This is a genomic window from Pseudomonas citronellolis (assembly GCF_900112375.1).
Classification (GTDB): domain Bacteria; phylum Pseudomonadota; class Gammaproteobacteria; order Pseudomonadales; family Pseudomonadaceae; genus Pseudomonas; species Pseudomonas citronellolis.
The window spans coordinates 58,302-80,315 of the sequence record NZ_FOLS01000034.1 but is presented as its reverse complement, the minus strand read 5'-3'; the positions used below and the strand labels follow the sequence as shown (position 1 = coordinate 80,315).

Sequence of the window (22,014 nt, the reverse complement as noted above, 5' to 3'; positions counted from 1 at the left end):
TCTCAGTCCTTGTCGTCGGGGTGGGTTGCCCGGGCGCACCAGCCGCAGGCGAAGGGCCGGCCGATCAGCGCCGCGCGCGCCTTGGCATCCAGCACCCAGGGGCGCGACTGCCAGGGCGGCTGGTGGCGCAGGTGCTGGGTGTGGCCGCAGGACAACACTGCCACCCAGTGGCCGTCCTCGTCCTGATGGAAGTCAAGCAGGCGCGGCGGCTCGCGCACGGGCCATCCGTCCGCCTTCGGGTCGCTTTCATCCCCGGCCCGGCGTAGACTTGTCCGCTCAACTTCTTTTTCGGAAAGGTTCTTCCCCATGCAGATCGCAGCCAACAAGGCGGTTTCCATCGACTATACCCTGACCAACGACGCAGGTGAGGTCATCGACAGTTCCGCCGGCGGCGCTCCGCTGGTGTACCTGCATGGTGCCGGCAACATCATCTCCGGTCTGGAGAAGGCCCTGGAAGGCAAGCAGGTCGGCGACGAGCTGGACGTGGCCATCGAGCCGGGCGAAGCCTACGGCGAATACAGCGCCGAGCTGGTCGCCACCCTGAGCCGCGAGATGTTCGAAGGCGTCGACGAGCTGCAGGTCGGCATGCAGTTCCACGCTTCGGCCCCGGACGGCGGCATGCAGATCGTCACCATCCGCGACATCGACGGCGACGACGTGACCGTCGACGGCAACCACCCGCTGGCCGGCCAGCGCCTGAACTTCAAGGTCAAGGTGGTCGACGTGCGCGAAGCTTCCGAGGAAGAAGTCGCCCACGGCCACATCCATGGCGAGGGCGGCCACCACCACTGAGGTGTTTCGTCGGGCCGATTGATGGCCCGGTGACACCCGGTCGGAGCTGCTAAGCTTGTACCCGTGAAAGGCGCCTGAGGGCGCCTTTCGCATGCACGGACGCTGGGCCTTTTTCCCGAACCGACTGGGATGCGCCGCGTGGACGACTTGTCCGGCCGGGCGCACGGCACTTCGTGTGCCTATTTCATTCAAGGAGTACTCCAATGAGCGCTTTTCACGATCTGACTCTGCGTGGCCTGGATGGCCAGGATCTGCCGCTCTCCCCATTGAAGGGCAAGGTGGTGCTGGTGGTGAACGTCGCCTCCAGGTGTGGTCTGACCCCGCAGTACGCCGGGCTGGAGAAGCTCTACCAGCAGTACCGCGACCGCGGCTTCGTGGTCCTGGGCCTGCCCTGCAACCAGTTCGCCGGCCAGGAGCCGGGCAGCGAGGCGGACATCCAGTCGTTCTGCTCGCTGAACTACGGCGTCAGCTTCCCGATGTCGGCCAAGCTGGAAGTCAACGGCCCCGAACGCCATCCGCTGTACCGCCTGCTGGCGGGCGAGGGCGCCGAGTTCCCCGGCGACATCACCTGGAACTTCGAGAAGTTCCTGCTCGCCCCCGACGGCCGCGTGCTGGCGCGCTTCAGCCCACGCACCGCGCCGGACGACGCGGCCCTGGTGCAGGCCATCGAGAAGGCCCTGGGCTGAGCCGGCGCACCGGCAGGAGAGGGCGCTTGCGCCAATCCTGCCGGCATTTCTCTCATCCGCCTGTGCGCGGCGCCGCTGGCCGGGTTTAATCCCCGGACCGACCGAGGACGCCGCCATGACCCGATTCGTCGCCGAAACCCCCGACCTGGCCTGCGGGCCGGCCCAGTTGCGCCAGCTCATCGAGCAGCGCCGCTCGGTGCGCCGCTTCACCGACGAGCCGGTGCCGGACGCGGTGCTGCGCGACTGCCTGGAACTGGCGAGCCTCGCGCCCAACTCCTGCAACCTGCAGCCCTGGAGCTTCCAGGTGATCCGCGATCCGGCGTTGCGCCAGCGCCTGCACGAGGTCTGCCTGAAGCAGAACGCCGCGCGCACCGCGCCGGTGCTGATCGCCGTGCTGGCGCGCCCGGACACCTGGCGCGAGGCTTGCCGCCAGGTGGTCGAACAGTGGCCGGAGCCGCAGGTGCCGGAGCAGGTGCGCAGGTTCTACGCCAAGACCGCGCCCTTCCAGTACGACCAGGGCGCCTTCGGCCTGCGCGGCCTGTTCAAGCGCTGCCTGGTGCGCCTGGTCGGCCTGCGCCGGCCGCTGATGCGCACGCCCAACAGCCACGCGCAGATGCGCCTGTGGGCGACCAAGTCCACCGCCCTGGCGGCGCAGAACCTGATGCTCGCGGTGCAGAGCCACGGCTACGCCAGCTGCCCCATGGAAGGCTTCGACGAGGTGCGCCTGCGCCGCGTGCTGGACATCCCGCCGCGGGCCGTGCCGGTCATGCTGCTGGCGGTGGGCCGCGCCGCCGAGCGCGGCGTGTACAACCCGCGCCTGCGCTTCGCGCTGGAGCAGTACGTCAGCTGGCACTGAGGCCGCTGCCTGTGGCGCAGAATCACCGCCATCAATAGTGCTGGGCAGGGCGAGACGACCGGTCATATCCTGCGCCCCATGAACACCAGCATCCGACTCGACAAGCGCGACCTCATCCTGGCCAAGGGCTCGGCGGTCATGACCCGCTGCGGCTACCACGGCACCGGGGTGCAGGACATCGTCCAGGCCGCGGGCATCCCCAAGGGCTCCTTCTACCACTACTTCGAGAGCAAGGAAGACTTCGCCCTGCAGGCCCTGGAACACATCTACGGCTCGCGCCTGCAGCGCTACGCCGAGGCCCTGGGCAACCCGGCGCTGGGCCCACGCGCGCGCGTCCTCGGCTACTACGCCGAGCTGCTGGCGCACTTCGCCCGCCAGGAGAAGGCCGAGTACCACTGCTTCATCGGCAGCCTCAGCTTCGAGATGGCCGAACTGTCGCCGGCCATCGGCGCCCAGGTCGACGCCATCCTCCAGCGCGGCGCCGACATCCTCCGCGACTGCCTGGCCGAGGCGCAGCGCGCCGGCGAGCTGGCCGCGGACGAGGATTGCGAGAACCTCGCCAACTTCATCGCCAACGCCTGGCAGGGCGTGCTGGGGCGGCTGAAGGCGAGCGGCTCGCTGCAACCCATGGAAGCCTTCATCGCCCGCCTGGAGCGGGTGCTGGCGGCCTGAACATCGTGCAACCCACTGACGGGACGGGCCGCCCGGCCGCCCCTGGAGAACCTTCGTGAGCGCATCCGTAGAGAGCCTGTTCCAGCCCTTCCGCCTCGGCAACCTGGAGCTGCCGACCCGCGTGGTCATGGCCCCGATGACCCGCAACTTCAGCCCGGGCGGCGTGCCCCACGCCCAGGTGGTGGAGTACTACCGCCGCCGCGCCGCCGCCGGCGTCGGCCTGATCGTCACCGAAGGCACCACCGTCGGCCACAAGGCCGCCAACGGCTACCCGAACGTGCCGCGCTTCTACGGCGAGGACGCCCTGGCCGGCTGGAAGCAGGTGGTCGACGCGGTGCACGCCGAAGGCGGCAAGATCGTCCCGCAGCTGTGGCACGTCGGTTCCGTGCGCCGCCTGGGCGTGGAGCCGGACGCCAGCGTCCCCGGCTACGGCCCCAGCGGCAAGGTGAAGGATGGCCAGGTGCTGGTCCACGAGATGACCAGGGAAGACATCCAGGAAGTCATCGCCGCCTTCGCCCAGGCCGCCCGCGACGCCAAGGCCATCGGCATGGACGGCGTGGAGATCCATGGCGCCCACGGCTACCTGATCGACCAGTTCTTCTGGGACGGCAGCAACAAGCGCACCGACGAATACGGCGGCAGCCTGGCCAACCGCTCGCGCTTCGCCATCGAGCTGATCCGCGCCGTGCGCGAGGCGGTGGGCCCGGACTACCCGATCATCTTCCGCTTCTCGCAGTGGAAGCAGCAGGACTATGCTGCGCGCCTGGTGCAGACCCCGGAAGAACTGGCGGCGTTCCTCGAGCCGCTGTCCGAGGCCGGCGTGGACATCTTCCACTGCTCGACCCGCCGCTTCTGGATTCCCGAGTTCGAAGGCTCGGACCTCAACCTGGCCGGCTGGACGCGCCAGCTCACCGGCAAGCCGACCATCACCGTGGGCAACGTCGGCCTGGACGGCAGCGAGTTCCTCGCCTTCTTCGGCAAGACCGACGAAGTGGCCCAGCCCTCGGGCATCGAGGGCCTGCTGGAGCGCCTGGGCAAGCAGGAGTTCGACCTGGTGGCGGTGGGCCGCGCGCTGCTGGTGGACCCGGACTGGGCGCTGAAGGTGCGCGACGGCCGCCTGGCCGACATCAAGCCGTTCAGCCGCGATGCGCTGATGTCCCTGGCCTGATCGCCGCGGACCGACAAGACCGCCCGGGGCAGCTCCCCGGGCGGTTTCTTTTGTCCTTTTCCTAAGGCCATTTCCGCCAAATTTACAAATCTTTTCCGAAGCAGGCCTTCCGATCTGCTGACTTGAATGTCGGAAACGGGCATTGTAGGGCGGCTAACACACAACAATAGGCCGGCACACGGCCAAAGGAGCTAAGCCATGCGGATCGGCCTGGTGGTGGATGCGACCTGCGACCTGCCCCCCGAATTCCTCGCTGCCAACAACATCCGCGTCCTGCCCATCGGTATCCGGATAGGCCAGCGGCGCATCATCGACGATCGCGACCCCGACACCACCCTGCGCTTCTACGCCGAGGACCTGCCCAAGGTCGCCCCGGAAGACGGCAGCGAACCGCTGACCGCCGTGGAAACCCAGGCCTGGTTCCTCGAACAGCTGGTCACCGATTTCGACTACGTCATCTGCCTGACCGTCAGCAGCGCGCGCAGCCCGATCTTCGAGAACGCCACCCAAGCTTCTTTCGGCCTGCTGCAGAACTACCGCGAGAAACGCGCCGCGGCCGGCATCAACGGCCCCTTCGCGCTACGCGTGGTGGACAGCCAGACGGTGTTCGCCGGCCTGGCGGTGCTGGCCGCCGAAGGCGCGCGCCTGCTCGGCGAGGACCAGCACCCCAACGCCATCCGCACGCGCCTGGAGCAGCTGAGCCAGCAGATGAACACCTTCCTGGTCGCCAACGACCTCGGCCACGTGCGCCGCCGCGGCTTCCAGAAGGGTGATCGCAGCAGCATCGGCGACCGCCTGCGTGGCGCCTTCCTCGGCATCGGCTCGATGCTCGACGTGAAGCCGGTGCTGAGCCTGGTGCAGGGCGAGGACAAGCCGGTGTCGGTGTCGCCGAACTACGAGAAATCCGCCGAGCGCCTGCTCAATTTCGCCCGCGCGCGGGTGGAGGCTGGTGAGCTGCTGGCCCCGCACGTCGGCCTGAGCTACGCCGGCGACCCCTCGGCGCTGCGCGACCTGCCGGGCTTCGAGGCCCTGGAACAGGCCTGCGGCGAGCGCGGCATCGCCATGCACCTGGGCATGCTCAGCCCGACCGGGGGCATCAACCTCGGCGCCGGGGCCATGAGCCTGTCGTTCGCCGCCGAGCCCAAGCCCTTCGCCTGATCACTTGCGCACGGTATCGGCGCCCAGCGCGTCGGTGCCGTTGGCCGGTGCCGGCAGCGGCTGGCGGATGGCTTCCAGCAGGTAGCCCTCGAAGCGTTCGACGATGCTCCGCCATTCCAGGCGCCCGGCGTGCTGGCGCGCATTCAGGCGCACCCGGCGCAGGTGCTCGCGGTCTTCCAGCAGCCAGCTGGCGGCATCGATGAAATCGGCCTCGTCGCCGGGAATCGCCAGTGCGCCGTCGTGGCCGTGGCGGATGTGCTGGGCCGCGGCGGCCTGGTCGTAGGCGACCACCGCCAGGCCCGAGGCCAGCGCTTCCAGCACCACGTTGCCGAAGGTCTCCGACAGGCTGGGGAAGAGGAACAGGTCGCCGCTGGCGTAGTGCCGGGCCAGTTCCTCGCCGCGTTGCAGGCCGCAGAAGATCGCATCCGGCAGCTCGCGGGCGAGCTGCGCGCGCTGCGGGCCGTCGCCGACGATCACCAGGCGCAGCTTCAGCTGCGGGTGGGCGGCGCGCAGTTGATTGAAAGCGCGGCCGAGCAGGCCGAGGTTCTTCTCCGCGGCCAGGCGGCCGACGTGCAGCACGGCGATGTCCTGCTCGCCCAGGCCCCACTCGCGGCGCAAGGCATCGTCGCGGCGGCCGGGCTGGAACAGCTGGCCATCCACGCCGCGCGCCAGCTGGGCGAGGTGGGCGAAGCCGCGGCGCTCCAGCTCCAGCGCCTGGCTGGCGCTGGGCACCAGGGTGCGCTGGGTGCGGTTGTGGAACCAGCGCAGGTAGGCCGTCACCAGGCGCGTCAGCGGGCCCAGGCCGTAGTGCGCGCTGTACTGCTGGAAATTGGTGTGGAAGCCGCTCAGCGCGGGAATCCGCAGGCGTCGCGCGGCGCGCAGGGCGGCCAGCCCGAGCGGGCCCTCGGTGGCGATGTAGAGCACGTCCGGGCGCAGCCGCCGCCAGTGCCGCAGCAGCTTGTGCAGGCACGACTGGCCCCATTGCAGGCCGGGGTAGCCGGGCAGCGGCCAGCCGCGGGTGAGCAGCAACTCGTCGTCGCTGTGGCGGCCGTCGTCGACGTGCTGCCGCGGGCGCACCACCTGCACCCGGTGGCCGAGCTGCAGCAGCCCGGCGGCGAGGCGCCCGAGGGTGTTGGCCACACCGTTGATTTCCGGCGGGAAGGTTTCGCTGATCAGCGCGATGCGCAGGGGAGTCGTGCTCATGAACGGCAGTCTCCGCCCGGCCGGTGTAGCTCGTGTGACGCCTGGGTTGCACAAATGTGACGGGGGATTCGGGCATTTCTCGCGCGGCTTTGGAAAGGCCTGTCATAGAGCCTTCGTCCGCCTGTCATACGGGGCTGCTAGAGTGCCGCGATTTCCGACATGGGGGAGCCGTCGATGAGCGACAAGCGCGATCAGAATCCCGGGCAGGACGATGCCCAGCCACTGGCGGACGCCGGCCGCCGCCGCTTCCTCGGCGCCGCCGCGGCCCTGGGCGCCGGCGCCGCGTTGGCCGGCCTGGTGGGCGAGGGCACGGCGCAGGCCGGCGAGGCCGTGCGCGAACTGGAGGGTGCCGAGCTGGACCGGGCGCTACGCGAGCAGGTGCAGAGCATCGTGGTGATCTACGCCGAGAATCGCAGCTTCAACAACCTGTTCGGCGACTTCCCCGGCGTGGAGAAGCCGCTGTCGTCGCTGCAGCCGGCCGACTACCAGCAGCGCGACCGCGACGGCCGCCTGCTGGGCAAGCTGCCGCCGGTGTACGGCGGCGTGCTGCAGGTCGGCCAGAGCCTGGAAGGCGTGACCTACGCCGAGGGCGCGCAGTACCAGGAGAACCTGCCCAACGCGCCCTTCGCGCTCAAGGGCCCGCAGGGCGAGGACCTGCCCCTGGGCCTGGTGACCCGCGACCTGTGGCACGTGTTCTACCAGAACCAGATGCAGATCAACGGCGGGCGCAACGATATGTTCGTCGCCTGGGCCGACTCCGGCGCGCTGCCCATGGGCTACTACGCGCAGAGCCCGTACAGCCTGCGCCTGTGGGACCTGGCCCGGGACTTCGTGCTGTGCGACAACTTCTTCCAGGGCGCCTTCGGCGGCTCCTTCCTCAACCACCACTACCTGGTGGCGGCGACCCCGCCGGTGTACCCGGACGTGCAGAACTCGCCGGCGCACACGCAGATCGCCCAGCTGATGAGCGACAACCCCGCCGACCCGCGGCTGAAACCGCTGGAGGACTCGCCCGCCAGCGTCGCTGGCGGCGCGCCGAAATTCGGCCCCAGCGCTCTGACCCCCGACGGCTATGGCGTGAACACCATGCTGCCGCCCTACTGGCCGACCGTGCAGCGCGACCCCAAGCGCCCGGACTACGCACTGCCGGACCAACCCAACGTGATGGTGCCGCAGCGTCACGAGCACATCGGCGACAAGCTGAGCAGGAAGGGCGTGGACTGGGCCTGGTACGCCGGCGCCTGGGAAGCCACCCTGGAGCAGTACAGGAACTCCGCCGGCATCCCGAAGATTCCCAACTTCCAGTACCACCACCAGCCGTTCAACTACTTCGTCCAGCAGGGCCCGGAACACCCGGAGGAACGCGCGAAACGCCTGCGCGACGGCGGCCTGGGCGACGACCCGTCGAGCAACCGCTTCTTCGCCGACGCCCGCGCCGGCAAGCTGCCGGCGGTGAGCTTCTACAAGCCCCAGGGCAACCTCAACATGCACGCCGGCTATGCCGACGTGGCCAGCGGCGACCGGCACATCGTGCGCGCGGTGAAGCACCTGATGGAAAGCCCGCAGTGGCAGAACATGGTGATCGTCATCACAGTGGACGAGAACGGCGGCTGGTGGGACCACGTGGCGCCGCCCAGGGGCGACCGCTGGGGCCCCGGCTCGCGCATCCCGGCGCTGGTGGTCTCGCCCTTCGCCCGCCACGGCACGGTGGACCATACCGTCTACGACACCGGCTCGATCCTGCGCCTGATCACCCGGGTGTTCGACCTGGAAAAGCTCGACGGCCTGAAACTGCGCGACGACGCCATGCGCGCCCGCGGCCAGCAGCCCATGGGCGATCTGACCGCGGCGCTGCGTTTCGTCGGTTGAGAAAGCGCGCCCCGGCAGAGCCCGGGGCGCGGGCAGGGCTCAGAAGTTGATCTTCAGGCCGAGGGTGAAGGCCTGGTCGCGGTAGCCGTTGTCGCCGTGCTGGCGGGCTACCTCGCCCCATACGTTGACCCGGCTGTTGACCTTGCTGGTGGCGCCCAGCTTGACCTCGAGGATGTCGCTGGCGCCGTCCATCTCGAAGCGCGAGCTGCCCATCTTCGCGCCGAAGTCATCCGAGTTGTGGATCCAGTTGGTTTCCAGGTAGGGCTCCACGGCGTAGCGCTTGGCGAAGCCGGCCTCGTCGTTGCTGCGCAGCGCGGCGCGGGCGCCCAGGCGGGTCATGAGGTTGCCGTCGCCTTTGCCGGTGACGCGGGTGCCGTTGGCCTCGCGGTGGCTGTCGGCCTTGACGCCCATGTAGACCACCTGCGCCTGGGGCTGCAGGTAGACGCTGGCCTTCCCGGTCTGCGCCACGCGGAAGGTCTTGCCGGTCTCGATGGAGGCGGTGATGCCGTCGGAGTCGTAGTGCTCCTTGGCCAGTTGCTCGCCGCGCACCTCGTTGTCGAAGCGGTTGTACAGCACCCAGGTGTCGACGTAGGCGCCGTTCTCGTCTTCGCGGTCCTCGTACCAGGTGCCGTAGAGGCCCAGGCTGTAGCCGTCGATCTCGCCCTTGGCGCTGAAGCCGGTGATCCGCGAGCGGCTGCTGGAGTTGCCGTTGGCGTAGCCGCCCATCACCCCGAGCACCCAGTCGCCCTTGTCGTTGCTGTAGCGCAGCAGGTCGCTGCCGAGCTGCAGTACGTAGCGGTTGCTCTCGGTCTTCAGCTGCCCGGTGCTGTCGTTCCAGCGGCTGGCGCCGTCGACGTTGCGCATCCATAGCATCGAGGTGCGGGCCTCGCCGGTATCCGGGTCGACGTAGGTCAGGTTGCCGGTGCGGTCGTGCAGGCGGTGCAGGAACAGCGTGTTGGCCGCCGCCAGGTTGGCGGTGTAGGCGCCGCCTTCCGGCTGGCGGATACGGTCCTTGTCGCTGGACGGCGGCGGCGCTACCGGTGGTACCGGCGGCTGTTCGGGATCGGGGTCCGGCTGCGGCTCGGGCGTCGGACCGGGGCCGGGTTCCGGCTCGGGTTCCGGTTCCGGTTCCGGTTCCGGATCGACAGTGGGCTTGTAGGACGTGAGGTACCAGTCCTTCTCCGAACCGCTGGAGCCGACGAAGGTCCCGCCGCGGCGCAGCACGTATTCGTAGCCGCCCTCGGTGACCCGGTCGGAACGGAACTCGCCCTCGGACAGGCCGGCGACCTCGATCATGCGGATGCCTTCCCAGGTCTCGGCGCCGACGCCGGTGGTGTTGTTCACCGTGACCTGCGTCTGCCCGGAGGTGCTGCCCTTGACCCGCAACTGGTCGGTGGCCGAGCCGTCGTCGCCCAGGTGGGTGTTCATGATCAGACGGCCGCCGCCGCTGAAGTCGCCGTCCACGGTGAGCGTCTTGTGGCTGTAGTCGGCGGCCGCGCCGCTGCGGGCGTACTCCAGGGTGGCGCCGCTGCCCAGCGCCAGGCTGCTGAGGTTGGAGTCGGCGGTCATGACCCAGCTGCTGGCGCCGTCCAGGGTCAGGTGCACTTGGCCGTCGCTGGCGGTGGCGGTGCTGCCGTTGAAGTAGGAGCCGGCGGCCATCTTCAGGTCGATGAGGCCACCCAGGTCGGCCAGCAGCGCGGCACCCAGGCGGCCGGAGTGGTCGGCCGCGGCGCTGCTGTCCAGCCGGTAGACGGCGGCGCCGCTGCTGCTGATGTGCGAACCGGCGCCGCTGGCGTAGAGGGCGCGGTTGCCGTCGGTCACCGTCACCTGGGTGTCGCCGCCCAGGTTGACCTGGCCGCCGCGCGGGCCATTGGCGTCGCTCAAGGTCTGGGCGTAGATGCCGTAGGCATTGGCCTTCTCCGTGGTGATGCGGGTGTCGCCGAGGTTGATCACGCCGCCGCGGTTGGCGTAGATGGCGTGGGCCGAGCTGCCCTTGGTGAGGATCACGCTGCCATCGCCGAGGGTGACTTCGGCGTCGCCCCTGTAGGTGGTGTTGCTCAGGTCGCGGTTCCCGGCGTAGACGGCGTAGCCGGTACCGTCGAGCCAGTTGCCGCCGCTGCCGGCGGTGGTGATGTGCGCATTCTCGCCGAGCACGATCTGGTTCTTGCCGCCGTTCTTCGAGGTATTGGCACGGACGCCCATGCCGCCGCCCTCGGCGCTGATGGAGGCGTTGTCGCCGATGCTGACCGTCGAATTGACCGCGTTCTCGGTGACGTTGATGCCGTCGGCCGAAGAGCCCGTGGTGACGACGGTGAACGTCTCGATACGGATGTTGTTGGTGCCGTTGTTGGCCTGGATGGCGTCCGCCTTGCTGCCGCTGGTGGTGATCGCCACGTTGTTCAGGTTGTAGGTCGAACCGTTGCCGTAGATACCGAAGCCCGCCAGCGGCGAGGTGCCGCCGGCGGCGGTGGTGTTGATCACGATGTTGTCGTAACCGTTCGGGTTGCCGTAGTACAGGGGCACGTCACAGGTCAGCGTGCTGCTGGCCGCATCGCCACTGCATCCGGCGCTGGCCGTCTGCGTGGACAAAGTCAGGGCCGTGGCCAGGGCGATATGAAGCGCCAGGGCCGTCTTCTGGAATCGCATGATTCACCTCCTTGCACCGCCGTTTCGTGGAAGGGCGGGGCGTGAGCCAACGGGCGTGAGGGCACGAGGGGAAACTGCGCGGCAGACGCGGGCTGCCGATGCCGATCCGCGGTCGTTGGACGATGTGGCCTGGCCTCGCCAGGCACTGGTGGATGCGCGGCCGGGCCGCGCCGCCCCGCTGCCTTCGCGGCATCGGGGTGCGGGGACATTCTTGGGGGCGGGAGGAGGGGAATCGCTTGATATAGGTCAGGCGGATTTTTTGACTATTCGCCTTGATGTAGGAATTTTCGTATTTTTTTGATGGTTGTCAGATTTATGGCGTCAGAAAATATTCGGTGACAATTGCGCCCGGCAATGGCGCTTCCTATGGCGCTTCCCGGGGGCGAGGCAAGGGGCAATCCTGGCGGGAAATGCGCTGACCGAGCCCCAACGGGATGCCGGACAGGGTGCCCTGTGTACCTGCCTTGTGTATCGGCAGGGAAAGGGCACCTGGATCGCGACGCTATTTCACCAGCGCCTTGTCGCCGTCCTCGCGCACCCAGAACAGCACCGCGCCGGCCACGGCGGCGGGCATGGCGACCAGGTTGACCAGCGGGATCAGCAGCGCCAGGTAGGTCACCCCGCCGAAGCCCATGCAGGCCCAGCGCTTGCTGCGCAGCCAGGCGAGCATTTCGTTCCAGCCCAGCTTGTGGTTGTCCGCCGGGTAGTCGATGTACTGCACGGCCATCATCCACACGCCGAACACCAGCCACAGCGGCGCCGCGATGATGTTCAGGCCGGGGATCAGGCTGAGGATGAACAGGGCGATGGCCCGCGGCAGGAAGTAGCCGAGCTTGCGCAGTTCGCGGGCGATGGTGCGCGGCACCATGGCCGCCAGTTCGGCCCAGCTGAAGGCCGGGAAGTCGTCCTGGCCGCGCACCACCACTTCGACCTTCTCGGCGAGGAAGCCGTTGAACGGCGAGGCGATCAGGTTGGCCACCAGCGTGAAGCTGAAGAACAGGATCAGCAGCACCAGCAGGACGAACAGCGGCCAGAGGATGTACTGCAGGAAGTCCAGCCACTGCGGCAGGCTGGGCATCAGCCAGTCGACCCAGTGGCTGAACTGGTTCACCGCGAAGCCGATCAGGCCGACGAACAGCAGCAGGTTGACCGTCAGGGGCAGCAGCACGAACAGGCGCAGCCCCGGGCGCATCATGAGTTTCAGGCCTTCGCCGAGGTATTGCGGGCCGCTCAGGGTGGGCATGGAACATCTCCGTAGGAAACCAGCTTGCGACCTTAGCAGGGCCGGCGCGGGGCCGCGAGCCGTCTGTTTTGCCTGTCGTGTGGGGTTCAGGCGCGGTAGCGGCTGTAGTGGTTGCGCTGTTGCTTGGCGCGGTACATGGCGCTGTCGGCGGCCTGGAGCAGGCCATCGGTGTCGCCGGCATCGGCCGGGTAGAGGGCGATGCCGATGCTGGCGGAGAGGAATTCCAGGCGCTGCTCGCCGGCGTGGTAGTCCTGGTTGAGGCTGGCCAGCAGGCGCCCGGCCAGGGCTTCGGCGGTGGCGCAGTCGACGTCCGCGAGGATCACCGCGAACTCGTCGCCGCCCAGGCGGAAGGCCATGTCCGGCTGGCGCAGGTTGTTGCGCAGGCGCTCGCCGACGGCGATCAGCACGGCGTCGCCGGCGGCGTGGCCGTAGCGGTCGTTGACCGGCTTGAAGTGGTCCAGGTCGATGTACAGCAGCGCCAGGCCGGTGCCTTCGGCGCAGCGCTGCAGGGCCAGGGGCAGCTGTTCGCCGAAGGCCTTGCGGTTGCCCAGGCCGGTCAGCGCGTCGCGGTAGGCGAGGTCCAGCAGTCGCTGCTGGTAGGCGACCTGCAGGCTGATGTCGCGGAGGATGCCGCGGAAACCGCAGAACTGCCCCTGGGCGTCGACGATCGGCGAGACCTTCGTCTCGAAGACCATGCGCTGGCCGTCGCGGCGCTTGAAGGGCGCGGCGAAGGTGGTTTCCTGCTCGCCGTCGCGCACCTGCTGGTAGAGCCCGCGGGCGCGCGCCACGTCCTGTTCGTCGAGCAGTTCCCGGTAGGAGTGGCCTTCCACTTCCTCGGCGGCGTAGCCGAGCAGGCGGCAGAAGGCGGCGTTCACCGTGAGCACCACGCCGCTGTCGTCCATCTCGAAGTAGCCGTCGCGGATGCTGTCGAGGATGGCGCGGTCGCGGGCCTCGCTGCGTTCCAGGCGTTCGAGCATCTGGTTGACCTCGCAGGCCAGCTGGCCGACTTCGTCGCGGCCCATGTCGGCCAGGCGGGCGGGGCCGGCGTCGGCGCCGATGTTCGCCACCCCGCGGTTGAGCCGCTGCACGCGGCGGATCACCCAGAACTCCAGGACCAGGTAGGCCAGCAGCAGGCCGGCGAGGGTGATCAGCAAGGTCATGCCGAGGAACAGGCGGATGGCCTCCTGGCCCTGCCGGTAGGCGACCCGCGACTTGCTGATGGCCAGGCTGAACTGCGGCGTGTCGGCGGAGCTGAGGAACAGCAGGGTGGCCTGCTGGGTGTCGGCGTCCAGCACCCGCCGCGGGCTCAGCAACGCGCCGCCGTTGCGCCCCGGCACGTGCAGGGCGCGCCAGCCGTCGCCGGGCGTCACCCCAGGTTGCACCTGCAGGCGCGCGTCCATCTGTTCCTGCAGGGCGTTCACCCGGCGCTGGTCGAGCAGGTAGCCGGCGACGATGGCGCCGACCGGCTCGGCCTGGCCCAGGTTATCGCTGATCGGCTGGCTGAGCAGCAGCAGCGGGGTGCCGTCCACCAGCAGCCATTGCGCCAGGCTGCGCGACGGGTCGCCCTGCAGGTCCAGCACGCCCAGGTCCAGGGCGCTGCGCAGCAGGGCCTGGCGCAGCCGCTCGGGGCTGGGCGCGCCGGCTATCGCCTGGGGCGCTGTGAGCCGCGCCTCCTCCCAGCGCTGGGCGACGACGCGCCCCTGGCTGTCGAGGTAGAGCGCGAAGTCGAAGCCCAGGTTGCCGAGCATGTCGATGTCCAGGTTCTCCCGCACGAACCCCGGCGTGGGGCGCAGGACGAAGCGGTAGCTGGCGTCCCACCAGGCATAGCTGCGCAGCAGGTCCAGGTGGCGCTTCTTCTCGAAGGCCAGGCGGCTGTCGAGCACGCGCACCTCGTCATACAGGCGCTGGCGGTCGTCGCGGTCGAAGCGCGCGAGGAGGATGTGTTCCGACAACTGCCAGATGCCCAGCAGGATGAGGGCGAGCAGCGGCAGGAACAGCAGGAGCAGGCGGTTTCTCAGGGGCATGCCGGGCACGCAGGTGGCGGGTGGAGAGGGGCGGACCTCCTGAGTCTAGTTGGCCCGCCGCGGGAGATAGTGGGGCTCTATCGGAGGCATTGAGATTGGGCATTTCGCCTGGGCCCGCGCGGGCTATACGCTGCGCGGCAATCTCCAGTCGCGAACCGGCCGGCCGGCCGGCGAAGCGGGATGTCCCTGACTTATCTCAAGGTGGTATTGGGAAACGTCTGACAGACTTCAGGCCGTGGATGACTCCACGGCAGCGCCGCCCGCTCCTGACGGCCCTGCCTTCCTCGCGATCTGTGCGTTTAGCGGGAGCTGCCGCTCCTCCCAGCCTTCCCCCAGGTACCTTGGCAGCTCCCTTTCTTGTTCGACGAGGAGTCAGTCATGTCTGAAGTTCGTCACGCCCGCGTCATCATCCTGGGCTCCGGCCCCGCCGGTTACTCGGCCGCCGTCTATGCCGCCCGCGCCAACCTCAGGCCGCTGCTGATCACCGGCCTGCAGGCCGGCGGCCAACTGACCACCACCACCGAGGTGGACAACTGGCCCGGCGACCCCCACGGCCTCACCGGGCCCGCGCTGATGCAGCGCATGCAGGAACACGCCGAGCGTTTCGAGACCGAGATCGTCTTCGACCACATCAACGCCGTGGACCTGGCCGGCAAGCCGTTCGTGCTCAAGGGGGACAGCGGCACCTACACGGCCGACGCGCTGATCATCGCCACCGGCGCCAGCGCCCGCTACCTGGGCCTGCCCTCGGAAGAGGCGTTCATGGGCAAGGGCGTTTCCGCCTGCGCCACCTGCGACGGCTTCTTCTACCGCAACCGCGAAGTGGCGGTGGTCGGTGGCGGCAACACGGCGGTGGAGGAGGCGCTGTACCTGGCCAACATCGCCAGCAAGGTGACCCTGGTGCACCGCCGCGAGACCTTCCGTGCCGAGAAGATTCTGCAGGACAAGCTGCGCGCTCGTATCGCCGAAGGGAAAATCGCCCTGAAGCTCAATGCCCAGGTGGAAGAGGTGTTGGGTGACGACATGGGGGTCACCGGTGTGCGCCTGCGCAATAACGACGGCAGTGCCGAGGAACTGAAGGTGGACGGGCTGTTCGTGGCCATCGGGCATACGCCGAACACCTCGTTGTTCGAGAGTCAGCTGCAATTGAAGGACGGCTATCTGGTGGTCAACGGTGGCCGCGACGGCAATGCCACCGCTACCAACGTCCCCGGCGTGTTCGCCGCGGGTGATGTGGCTGATCACGTCTATCGCCAGGCTATCACCTCGGCCGGCGCCGGTTGCATGGCGGCGCTGGATGTGGAGCGATACCTGGATTCGTTGTAACGGCCCCAAGAGCCGGCGTGCAGGACGGAGCCCCGCTGGTCGGGGCTTTTTCCTTTGTGGGGGGGAGGGGGGGGCTTGTGAATGGGGTTCACTTGGGGCTGTTGGTGTTTGGATGAGGTCCTTTCCCTCTCCCCAGCCCTCTCCCTGAAGGGAGAGGGGGCTGTTCGGAGTCGCCGGAAACTCCAGTGTTATCCTGATACGCCCTCACCCCACCCCGTCATTCCCGCGAACGCGGGAACCCAGAGACTTTTGGGTTGGGCTCGGTGTAGCGCGCCGCTCCGAGTGCGTTGATGTTTCTTGTTTCGCCCCCTCGGGCGAGTCCCTTTTGTCAAACGCCACAAAAGGAACCAAAAAGGCTTGCCCCAACATACGGGCCCGATAAAGCCGGGCTACCCTCGCGAACTCCCCCGCCACGGAGGCCCGCCCCGAGGGTACGTCCCTGTAGCCCACGGGGCTCTCGCGACATCCATGTCGCATGACCTCCTGAGCGCGGGTTTCGCTCGGCCTTCTGAAGGGGCGTTTCGGAGTGCGCGGAGGTTTCTCTGGAAGTCCCAAAGCCGAAGCGCTTTTGCTTTTCGTAGGAGCGAGCTTGCTCGCGAACCGCCCGTCACTGGGTTCCCGCGTTCGCGGGAATGACGAGGTGGAGATCGGAGCACGGAGCTCGAAGTGCGAAGCGCGGGACCAAATCTCAAGAGCAAGCCTGCCCTCAAACCGACCCCCCAAGAAAAAGCCCCGCATCGCGGGGCTTTTCTGCATCCGAGTCTTCAGCCACGCCGCGACAACGGCTGACGCTCGAAGCGCACACCAGCCAGGCCGGTATTCTGCAGAGCCCGGATATTGGCGTGATCAGTACCCTCGGGCGTGTCACGCACCGCGCGGTAATGCTCACCGAAGGCCAGTAGGGTTTCCTCCAGGCTCAGACCCTCGAGGATGGCGAAGCCGAGCGTCTTGCAGGACCCCTCGTTCTGCCCGGCCGGGTTCTCCACCGGGCCGTTGCTGAAGGCGCTGGGGCTGTAGCTGTAGTGCTCGGCGATGAACGCCAGGGTATCGGTGAACAGGTGCTGCTCGCTGCGCAGGCGCGCGCGGAAATCGGTGAGGGTCATCAAGGCGGGCTCGTCAGTGTTTCTTGGCGGTGTCGAAGGCGGCCTGCTGCTCGGGCGAGGCCTCCTTCTGGTATTTCGCCTTCCATTCGGCGTAAGGCATGCCGTAGATCTCCTCGCGGGCCTGTTCCGGGCTCAGTTCCAGGCCCATGTCGTCGGCCGCGGCCTTGTACCACTTGGACAGGCAGTTGCGGCAGAAGCCGGCGAGGTTCATCAGGTCGATGTTCTGCACGTCCTTGCGGTTGCGCAGGTGCTGGACCAGGGTGCGGAACGCCGCGGCTTCCAGTTCCGTGCGTTGTTCCTGGCTGAGGTCGAGGATGCTGTGTTCGGGCTTGCTCATGGGTCGGGCTCTCGCGTGGCGCGTCGTCGTGGGACGTCGGGGCTCTTCGGGGCTGGGCAGATGATAAGAGCCGCGGCGGGCGCCAGCAATGGCCGTTGGCCAGGCGCCGCCGCGCGGCTCAGCGCTGCGCGGCGAGGGCGATCGACACCGATTCGGCGAAGCGCAGGGCGTGGGGCTTGTCCACCTCCACCTCGGCGTAGCGCACCGCCGGGTGGGCCATGACCAGGTCGAGGATTTCCTGGGTCAGGCGCTCCAGCAGGGCGAAGCGGTTTTCTTCGACGTGGGCGATGATCGCCTTGGTGATGGTGCGGTAGTTCAGCGCGTGCTCGATGTCGTTGACCTGCACCGCCTCCTGCGAGGGGTAGAGGATGGTCAGGTTGATCAGCACGTCCTGCTTGTTGAGGATTTCCTCTTCCTTGATGCCGATGTAGGTGCGCACGCGCAGATCCTTCACGCGGATCCGCGCCATGCCCGGCTGCAATTGCGTCATTGTCACTTGCTCCGTCCGATCAGTTGGAGGAATTCCTGGCGGGTGTTGCTGGAGTCGCGGAAGGCGCCGAGCATCACCGAGGTGAACATCTGCGAGTTCTGCTTCTCCACCCCGCGCATCATCATGCACATGTGCTGGGCCTCGATCACCACCGCCACGCCGGCGGCGCCGGTGATGCGCTCCACCGCCTCGGCGATCTGCCGCGTCAGGTTCTCCTGGATCTGCAGGCGGCGGGCGAACATGTCGACGATGCGCGCCACCTTCGACAGGCCCAGCACCCGTCCGGTGGGAATGTACGCCACATGGGCCTTGCCGATGAAGGGCAGCAGGTGGTGTTCGCACAGCGAATACAGCTCGATGTCGCGGACGATCACCATCTCGTCGTTATCCGAGGCGAACAGCGCGCCGTTGACGATCTCCTCAAGGCTCAGCTCGTAGCCGTGGCACAGGTAGCGCATGGCCTTGGCGGCGCGCTTGGGGGTGTCGAGCAGGCCTTCGCGGTCAGGGTTCTCGCCCAGGCCCAGGAGTATCTCGCGGTAGTTCGCGGACAGGGAATCGGTCATTGCAGGTTTCCTCGCGCCACGCCGGGCGGTCATTTGAGGTGCCGGCCGCCGTTGACGGTCAAGGTGGTGCCGGTGACGTAGGGGGTGTCCAGCAGGTAGCGGATGGCCTGGTAGACGACGTCCGGCCCGGGTTCGATGCCCAGGGCGGATTTCGCCAGGGTGCGCGCGCGGTAGTCGGCGTCGTCCCCGGCGTTGAACATGACCAGCGCCGGGGCGATGGTGTTGACCTTGATCTTCGGCGCGAAGCGCGCGGCGAAGGACAGCGTCAGGCTGTCCAGCCCGGCCTTGCTGGCGCAGTAGGCGACGTGCTTGGCGCTGCCCTTGCGCACCACGTCGTCGCTGACGTGGATGATGTCGGCCGGCTGCGAGCGCTCCAGCAGCGGCGCGCAGTGCAGGTTGATCAGGTAGGGGGCGAGCATGTGCACGCTGAACAGCGCGCGGAAGGCCTCGGCCTCGTGGCCGGGCGTTTCGGCGAGCCACGCCGAGGCGTTGTGGACGATGGCGCGCAGGCTGTCGGTGTGCGCCTTGAGCCGTTCGATGAAGGCGAGGATGCCGGCCTCGTCGGCGAAGTCGCCGTGCAGGCAGGTCGCGCCGCGCTCGCGCAGTTGCTGCAGCCCCGGCTTGTCGCTGCGGTAGCTGACGATCACCGGCTGGCCCGCGTCGAGCAGGCGCAACGCGCAATGCAGGCCGACGCGCTGGCTGGCGCCGGTGATCAGAATGGGGGCCGGGGATGCGCTCATGCGAGCCTCGTGGCAGGTGGAAAACGGCCGGCGGAGGCATATCCGAGCGGCGCGGTGGGAAAAAACTATACCAGCCCGGCGGCGCCGGCGAACACCCGTGGCCGGCTTGCGGCATAATGGGCGTTTGTCGCATGAACCGGGAGTTTCCATGAAAGTCGCCATTCTGTCCGGGTCGGTCTACGGCACCGCCGAAGAGGTCGCGCGCCATGCCAGGCGCCTGCTGGAGGCCGCGGGCCTGGAGACCTGGTTCGAGCCGCGCGCCACCCTGGACGCGCTGATCGAAGCCGCGCCCGACGCCTTCCTGACGGTCACCTCGACCACCGGCCTGGGCGAGCTGCCGGACAACATCCAGCCGCTGTACTACGCCCTGCGCGACCGCCTGCCGAACTGGCGCGGCCTGCCCGGCGCGGTGATCGGCCTGGGCGACTCCAGCTACGGCGACACCTATTGCGGCGGCGGCGAGCAGGTGCGCGAGCTGTACGCCGAACTGGGCCTGCGCGAGGTGCTGCCGATGCTGCGCCTGGACGCCAGCGAAACGGTCACCCCGGAGACCGATGCCGAGCCCTGGATCGCCGAGTTCATCGCTGCGTTGAAGGGTTGATGCACCCGCGCGCCCGGCAGCTGACCGACGAGACGCGGCGGCAATGGCCGCGCCTGGCGGCGGAGTTTCCGGAGCTGGTTTGAGGTTGCCGGATTGCCTGGTGATTCGTACCTGGGCGCGGCCTATCGCGGACGGAGTCCGCTCCTACGATCATGCCCCGGGAGGTTCCACCGCGCCTCCCTGTAGGAGCGCGCCCTGCGCGCGAATCGCAGGCAGGGCCTGCTCCTACGAGAAGCTGTGCTCGCCTGCAACGTAGGAGCAACTGTCTTGCGCCGAGGTGCTCTTCGTAGGAGGGGTTGAGCTTGCGAAACCCATGCGGTTGCGGTGATGGGTATCGCTTCGCTCAACGCCATCCTACGAAAAGCCGTGTTTCCGGGAACCGTAGGAGCGGACTCTGTCCGCGATGCCCGCTCAGCCGATGGGATGCAGCGGAAACTCGTCCAGCAGCGCCAGCCACGCCTTGGCCGCGTGGGACAGGTAGGCGTCGCGGCGCCAGATGAAGCAGATGTCCCAGCGCAGGTCCGGCTCGCTCAGCAGCACCCGCGCCACCCCCGGTCGTTCCACCTCCTGCGCCACCGCCCGCGGCAGCAGAACCACGCCCTGCCCGGCGGCCACCAGCGCGCCGAGGAAGTCGGCCTGGCCGCTGCGCCCGCCTTCGCGGGGTTCGAAGCCGGCCTCGCGGCAGGCGCGCAGCAGGCGGTCGTTGAGGGTGAAGCTCTGCTGGTAGAGCAGGAAGGGCGTGTCGGCCAGTTCGGCCAGGGCGATGCTTTCGCGCCCGGCCAGCGGGTGTTCGGCCGGCAGCAGGGCGTCCAGCGGCTCGTTGCAGAACGGCTGCCAGTCGAAGGCCGGGTCGTTCGGCGCGAGCGCGCCGGCCAGTTCCAGTTCGCCGGCGTGCAGCGCCTGTTCCAGGCTCTTGCTGCCGCCTTCCACCAGGTGCACCTGGATGTGCGGGTAGCGCTTGCGGTACTCGGCGAAGCGCCAGGCGAACAGGGCGTCGGCGCCCAGCAGCGGCAGGCCCAGGCGCAGTTCGCCGCGGCGCATCTGGCTGAGGTCGTCCAGTTCGATCAGCAGTTCGCGGCGCAGGCGCAGCATATCTTCGGCGCGGCGCAGCGCCACTTCGCCGGCGGCGGTCAGGCGCACGTGCGGGCCGCTGCGCTCCAGTAGTTGCACCTGCAGGCTCTGTTCCAGCTGGGCCACCTGCTTGCTGATGGCCGACTGGCTGGCGTGCAGGCGTTGCGCTGCCTGGGTGAAGCTGCCCTGACGCACCACTTCGACGAAGCTGCGCAGTTGCTTGAATTCCATTCTGGAATGGCCTCGATTCGAACAATTCGCTTTGGCGATAGTAGCCCCGGGCTTAACCTGAGCGCCATCCACAGCACACCGCCACGCAGGCACCCGAAATGATCCGCCGCATCGCCCGACTGGGCTTCGAACTCGCCGTCCTCATCGCCTTCTGGTGGTTCGGCGGCTGGCTGGCGCAAGCCACCGGCCTGCCGCTGCCCGGTGGGGTGGTGGGGCTCGGCCTGCTGCTGGCGCTGTTCGCCAGCGGGGCGATCCGCCCGGCCCTGCTGCAGGGCGGCGCCGGGCTGCTGCTGGCGGAGATGCTGCTGTTCTTCATCCCCGCGCTGATGAGCCTGCTGGACTATGGCCCGCTGCTGCGCAGCGAGGGCTGGAAGATATTGCTGGTGATCATGTGCAGCACCCTGCTGGTGATGCTGGTCACCGCGCTGTCGGTGGAAGGCATGTATCGCTGGAGGTCGCGCCATGAGTCTCGATAAGCAGGCCCTGTTCTGGCTGGCCCTGACCCTCGGCGGCTACCTGTTCAGCCGCCAGCTGTACAAGCGCGTGCGCTGGTACGGCTTCGCGCCCATCGTGTTCGTCCCGGCGCTGCTGTTCGCCGTGGCCATTCCGCTGCACGCCCATTACGCCGACTACTCGCGCGACACCAACTGGCTGGTGGCGTTGCTCGGCCCGGCCACCGTGGCCTTCGCCGTGCCCATCTGGCAGCAGCGCGCGCTGTTGGCGCGGCACTGGCCGGCGCTGCTGGTGGGCATGTGCGCCGGCTCCGCGGTGGCCATCGGCAGTTCCTGGATGCTGGCCAACGCCCTGGCGCTGGACGGCCAGGTGGCGCTGTCGCTGGTGCCGCGCTCGATCACCACGCCGCTGGCCATGGAGATGTCCCACGACCTGGGCGGCGTGCCGGAGCTGACCGCCGCCTTCGTGATGATCACCGGGGTGTTCGGCGCCCTGGCCGGCGGTCTGCTGATGAAGCTGCTGCCGCTGCGCTCGACCCTCGCCCGCGGCGCGCTGCTGGGCGTCGGCGCCCACGGCGCGGGCACCAGCCGGGCCTACGAGTTCGGCGGCGAGGAGGGCTCCACGGCGGGGCTGCTGATGGTCCTCACCGGGCTGTTCAACCTGATGCTGGCGCCGGTTGTCGCACTTGTTCTGTAGGAGCGAGCTTGCTCGCGAACCGTTCTTGTACCAGGCCTGTCCGGCAGAGTGCGGTTCGCGAGCAAGCTCGCTCCTACGAAGAGCCG

The 22,014-nt window shown here is 68.4% G+C and carries 22 protein-coding genes; 11 read left to right on the top strand and 11 right to left on the bottom strand.

Going from position 1 to position 22,014, the window contains the following annotated elements; translation table 11 throughout:
* Nucleotides 1–2: 2 nt before the first annotated feature.
* A complete protein-coding gene (locus BM060_RS26525; protein WP_074984683.1) occupies nt 3–338 on the bottom strand; it encodes a DUF3565 domain-containing protein in 336 nt (111 codons plus the stop codon).
* Here BM060_RS26525 and slyD point away from each other — a divergent pair.
* The 6 genes from slyD (at nt 307) to BM060_RS26495 (ending at nt 5,332) form a co-directional block, all read left to right on the top strand.
* Nucleotides 307–792, top strand: a complete 486-nt coding sequence (slyD, locus tag BM060_RS26520) for a peptidylprolyl isomerase (RefSeq protein WP_064584245.1) — start codon at nt 307–309, stop codon at nt 790–792. The two genes, BM060_RS26525 and slyD, sit on opposite strands and share 32 nt — an antisense overlap.
* A 203-nt stretch (nt 793–995) precedes the next feature.
* Nucleotides 996–1,478, top strand: a complete 483-nt coding sequence (locus BM060_RS26515; RefSeq protein ID WP_009616034.1) for a glutathione peroxidase — start codon at nt 996–998, stop codon at nt 1,476–1,478.
* Nucleotides 1,479–1,593: 115 nt separating this feature from the next.
* On the top strand, nt 1,594–2,334 hold the full coding sequence (locus BM060_RS26510) for a nitroreductase family protein (protein ID WP_074984667.1): 741 nt from the start codon (nt 1,594–1,596) through the stop codon (nt 2,332–2,334).
* A 78-nt stretch (nt 2,335–2,412) separates the two neighbouring features.
* Nucleotides 2,413–3,006 (top strand): TetR/AcrR family transcriptional regulator, encoded by a 594-nt coding sequence (locus BM060_RS26505; protein ID WP_074984666.1) that lies wholly within the window; start codon nt 2,413–2,415, stop codon nt 3,004–3,006.
* A 55-nt stretch (nt 3,007–3,061) separates the two neighbouring features.
* Complete coding sequence (locus BM060_RS26500) at nt 3,062–4,174, top strand: NADH:flavin oxidoreductase (protein WP_074984664.1); 1,113 nt, start codon at nt 3,062–3,064, stop codon at nt 4,172–4,174.
* A gap of 198 nt (nt 4,175–4,372) precedes the next feature.
* On the top strand, nt 4,373–5,332 hold the full coding sequence (locus BM060_RS26495) for a DegV family protein (protein WP_074984662.1): 960 nt from the start codon (nt 4,373–4,375) through the stop codon (nt 5,330–5,332).
* Here the strand turns inward: BM060_RS26495 and BM060_RS26490 are convergent, their stop codons facing one another.
* Entirely contained in the window at nt 5,333–6,535 is a 1,203-nt protein-coding gene (locus tag BM060_RS26490; RefSeq protein WP_074984660.1) for a glycosyltransferase family 4 protein, read from the bottom strand. It abuts the gene before it with no gap.
* Between the two features lie 174 nt (nt 6,536–6,709).
* Between BM060_RS26490 and BM060_RS26485 the strand changes: the two genes are divergently transcribed.
* Complete coding sequence (locus BM060_RS26485; protein WP_074984658.1) at nt 6,710–8,404, top strand: acid phosphatase; 1,695 nt, start codon at nt 6,710–6,712, stop codon at nt 8,402–8,404.
* A 39-nt stretch (nt 8,405–8,443) separates the two neighbouring features.
* On the opposite strand, the gene BM060_RS26480 is transcribed toward BM060_RS26485, so the two are convergent.
* The 3 genes from BM060_RS26480 to BM060_RS26470 form a co-directional block, all read right to left on the bottom strand.
* Nucleotides 8,444–11,050, bottom strand: a complete 2,607-nt coding sequence (locus BM060_RS26480; RefSeq protein WP_074984656.1) for an autotransporter outer membrane beta-barrel domain-containing protein — start codon at nt 11,048–11,050, stop codon at nt 8,444–8,446.
* A 502-nt stretch (nt 11,051–11,552) separates the two neighbouring features.
* Nucleotides 11,553–12,293 (bottom strand): sulfate transporter CysZ, encoded by a 741-nt coding sequence (cysZ, locus tag BM060_RS26475; RefSeq protein ID WP_074984654.1) that lies wholly within the window; start codon nt 12,291–12,293, stop codon nt 11,553–11,555.
* Nucleotides 12,294–12,379: 86 nt separating this feature from the next.
* On the bottom strand, nt 12,380–14,317 hold the full coding sequence (locus tag BM060_RS26470; protein WP_074984681.1) for a sensor domain-containing diguanylate cyclase: 1,938 nt from the start codon (nt 14,315–14,317) through the stop codon (nt 12,380–12,382).
* Nucleotides 14,318–14,695: 378 nt separating this feature from the next.
* Here BM060_RS26470 and trxB point away from each other — a divergent pair, with 378 nt between their 5' ends.
* The gene (trxB, locus tag BM060_RS26465) at nt 14,696–15,643 is read left to right on the top strand and encodes a thioredoxin-disulfide reductase (RefSeq protein WP_074984653.1); all 948 of its coding nucleotides are present in this window, start codon (nt 14,696–14,698) and stop codon (nt 15,641–15,643) included.
* Between the two features lie 764 nt (nt 15,644–16,407).
* Here the strand turns inward: trxB and BM060_RS26460 are convergent.
* The 5 genes from BM060_RS26460 to folM form a co-directional block, all read right to left on the bottom strand.
* Entirely contained in the window at nt 16,408–16,746 is a 339-nt protein-coding gene (locus BM060_RS26460) for a HopJ type III effector protein (protein WP_009616043.1), read from the bottom strand.
* Between the two features lie 13 nt (nt 16,747–16,759).
* Nucleotides 16,760–17,083 carry a DUF1244 domain-containing protein gene (locus BM060_RS26455; protein ID WP_009616044.1) on the bottom strand — a complete coding sequence of 108 codons (324 nt, stop codon included), beginning with the start codon at nt 17,081–17,083 and terminating at the stop codon, nt 16,760–16,762.
* Between the two features lie 118 nt (nt 17,084–17,201).
* Entirely contained in the window at nt 17,202–17,573 is a 372-nt protein-coding gene (folX, locus tag BM060_RS26450) for a dihydroneopterin triphosphate 2'-epimerase (protein ID WP_009616045.1), read from the bottom strand.
* Between the two features lie 2 nt (nt 17,574–17,575).
* Entirely contained in the window at nt 17,576–18,136 is a 561-nt protein-coding gene (folE, locus tag BM060_RS26445; RefSeq protein WP_210147067.1) for a GTP cyclohydrolase I FolE, read from the bottom strand.
* Between the two features lie 29 nt (nt 18,137–18,165).
* Nucleotides 18,166–18,876 (bottom strand): dihydromonapterin reductase, encoded by a 711-nt coding sequence (gene folM, locus BM060_RS26440; RefSeq protein ID WP_074984644.1) that lies wholly within the window; start codon nt 18,874–18,876, stop codon nt 18,166–18,168.
* Nucleotides 18,877–19,024: 148 nt separating this feature from the next.
* Between folM and BM060_RS26435 the strand changes: the two genes are divergently transcribed.
* Nucleotides 19,025–19,477, top strand: a complete 453-nt coding sequence (locus tag BM060_RS26435) for a flavodoxin (protein ID WP_009616048.1) — start codon at nt 19,025–19,027, stop codon at nt 19,475–19,477.
* Between the two features lie 411 nt (nt 19,478–19,888).
* On the opposite strand, the gene BM060_RS26430 is transcribed toward BM060_RS26435, so the two are convergent.
* Nucleotides 19,889–20,779: a LysR family transcriptional regulator gene (locus BM060_RS26430; protein WP_074984643.1), complete on the bottom strand. Its 891-nt coding sequence runs from the start codon at nt 20,777–20,779 to the stop codon at nt 19,889–19,891.
* A gap of 98 nt (nt 20,780–20,877) precedes the next feature.
* Between BM060_RS26430 and BM060_RS26425 the strand changes: the two genes are divergently transcribed.
* Together BM060_RS26425 and BM060_RS26420 are read left to right on the top strand one after the other, a co-directional pair.
* Nucleotides 20,878–21,255, top strand: coding sequence for a CidA/LrgA family protein (locus tag BM060_RS26425; protein WP_009616050.1), 378 nt, complete (start codon nt 20,878–20,880; stop codon nt 21,253–21,255).
* Nucleotides 21,242–21,928, top strand: a complete 687-nt coding sequence (locus tag BM060_RS26420) for an LrgB family protein (protein ID WP_074984642.1) — start codon at nt 21,242–21,244, stop codon at nt 21,926–21,928. The genes BM060_RS26425 and BM060_RS26420 overlap by 14 nt, the downstream gene beginning before the upstream one ends.
* Nucleotides 21,929–22,014: the final 86 nt, after the last annotated feature.

Bases quoted from the DNA above. Each gene is read 5' to 3' on its own strand.
- slyD (WP_064584245.1), top strand. From the start codon at position 307: ATGCAGATCGCAGCCAACAAGGCGGTTTCCATCGACTATACCCTGACC.
- BM060_RS26525 (WP_074984683.1), bottom strand. From the start codon at position 338: ATGGAAACCGCCTTGTTGGCTGCGATCTGCATGGGGAAGAACCTTTCC.
- BM060_RS26515 (WP_009616034.1), top strand. From the start codon at position 996: ATGAGCGCTTTTCACGATCTGACTCTGCGTGGCCTGGATGGCCAGGAT.
- BM060_RS26510 (WP_074984667.1), top strand. From the start codon at position 1,594: ATGACCCGATTCGTCGCCGAAACCCCCGACCTGGCCTGCGGGCCGGCC.
- BM060_RS26505 (WP_074984666.1), top strand. From the start codon at position 2,413: ATGAACACCAGCATCCGACTCGACAAGCGCGACCTCATCCTGGCCAAG.
- BM060_RS26495 (WP_074984662.1), top strand. From the start codon at position 4,373: ATGCGGATCGGCCTGGTGGTGGATGCGACCTGCGACCTGCCCCCCGAA.
- BM060_RS26490 (WP_074984660.1), bottom strand. From the start codon at position 6,535: ATGAGCACGACTCCCCTGCGCATCGCGCTGATCAGCGAAACCTTCCCG.
- BM060_RS26485 (WP_074984658.1), top strand. From the start codon at position 6,710: ATGAGCGACAAGCGCGATCAGAATCCCGGGCAGGACGATGCCCAGCCA.
- BM060_RS26480 (WP_074984656.1), bottom strand. From the start codon at position 11,050: ATGCGATTCCAGAAGACGGCCCTGGCGCTTCATATCGCCCTGGCCACG.
- cysZ (WP_074984654.1), bottom strand. From the start codon at position 12,293: ATGCCCACCCTGAGCGGCCCGCAATACCTCGGCGAAGGCCTGAAACTC.
- BM060_RS26470 (WP_074984681.1), bottom strand. From the start codon at position 14,317: ATGCCCCTGAGAAACCGCCTGCTCCTGCTGTTCCTGCCGCTGCTCGCC.
- trxB (WP_074984653.1), top strand. From the start codon at position 14,696: ATGTCTGAAGTTCGTCACGCCCGCGTCATCATCCTGGGCTCCGGCCCC.
- BM060_RS26460 (WP_009616043.1), bottom strand. From the start codon at position 16,746: ATGACCCTCACCGATTTCCGCGCGCGCCTGCGCAGCGAGCAGCACCTG.
- BM060_RS26455 (WP_009616044.1), bottom strand. From the start codon at position 17,083: ATGAGCAAGCCCGAACACAGCATCCTCGACCTCAGCCAGGAACAACGC.
- folX (WP_009616045.1), bottom strand. From the start codon at position 17,573: ATGACGCAATTGCAGCCGGGCATGGCGCGGATCCGCGTGAAGGATCTG.
- folE (WP_210147067.1), bottom strand. From the start codon at position 18,136: ATGACCGATTCCCTGTCCGCGAACTACCGCGAGATACTCCTGGGCCTG.
- folM (WP_074984644.1), bottom strand. From the start codon at position 18,876: ATGAGCGCATCCCCGGCCCCCATTCTGATCACCGGCGCCAGCCAGCGC.
- BM060_RS26435 (WP_009616048.1), top strand. From the start codon at position 19,025: ATGAAAGTCGCCATTCTGTCCGGGTCGGTCTACGGCACCGCCGAAGAG.
- BM060_RS26430 (WP_074984643.1), bottom strand. From the start codon at position 20,779: ATGGAATTCAAGCAACTGCGCAGCTTCGTCGAAGTGGTGCGTCAGGGC.
- BM060_RS26425 (WP_009616050.1), top strand. From the start codon at position 20,878: ATGATCCGCCGCATCGCCCGACTGGGCTTCGAACTCGCCGTCCTCATC.
- BM060_RS26420 (WP_074984642.1), top strand. From the start codon at position 21,242: ATGAGTCTCGATAAGCAGGCCCTGTTCTGGCTGGCCCTGACCCTCGGC.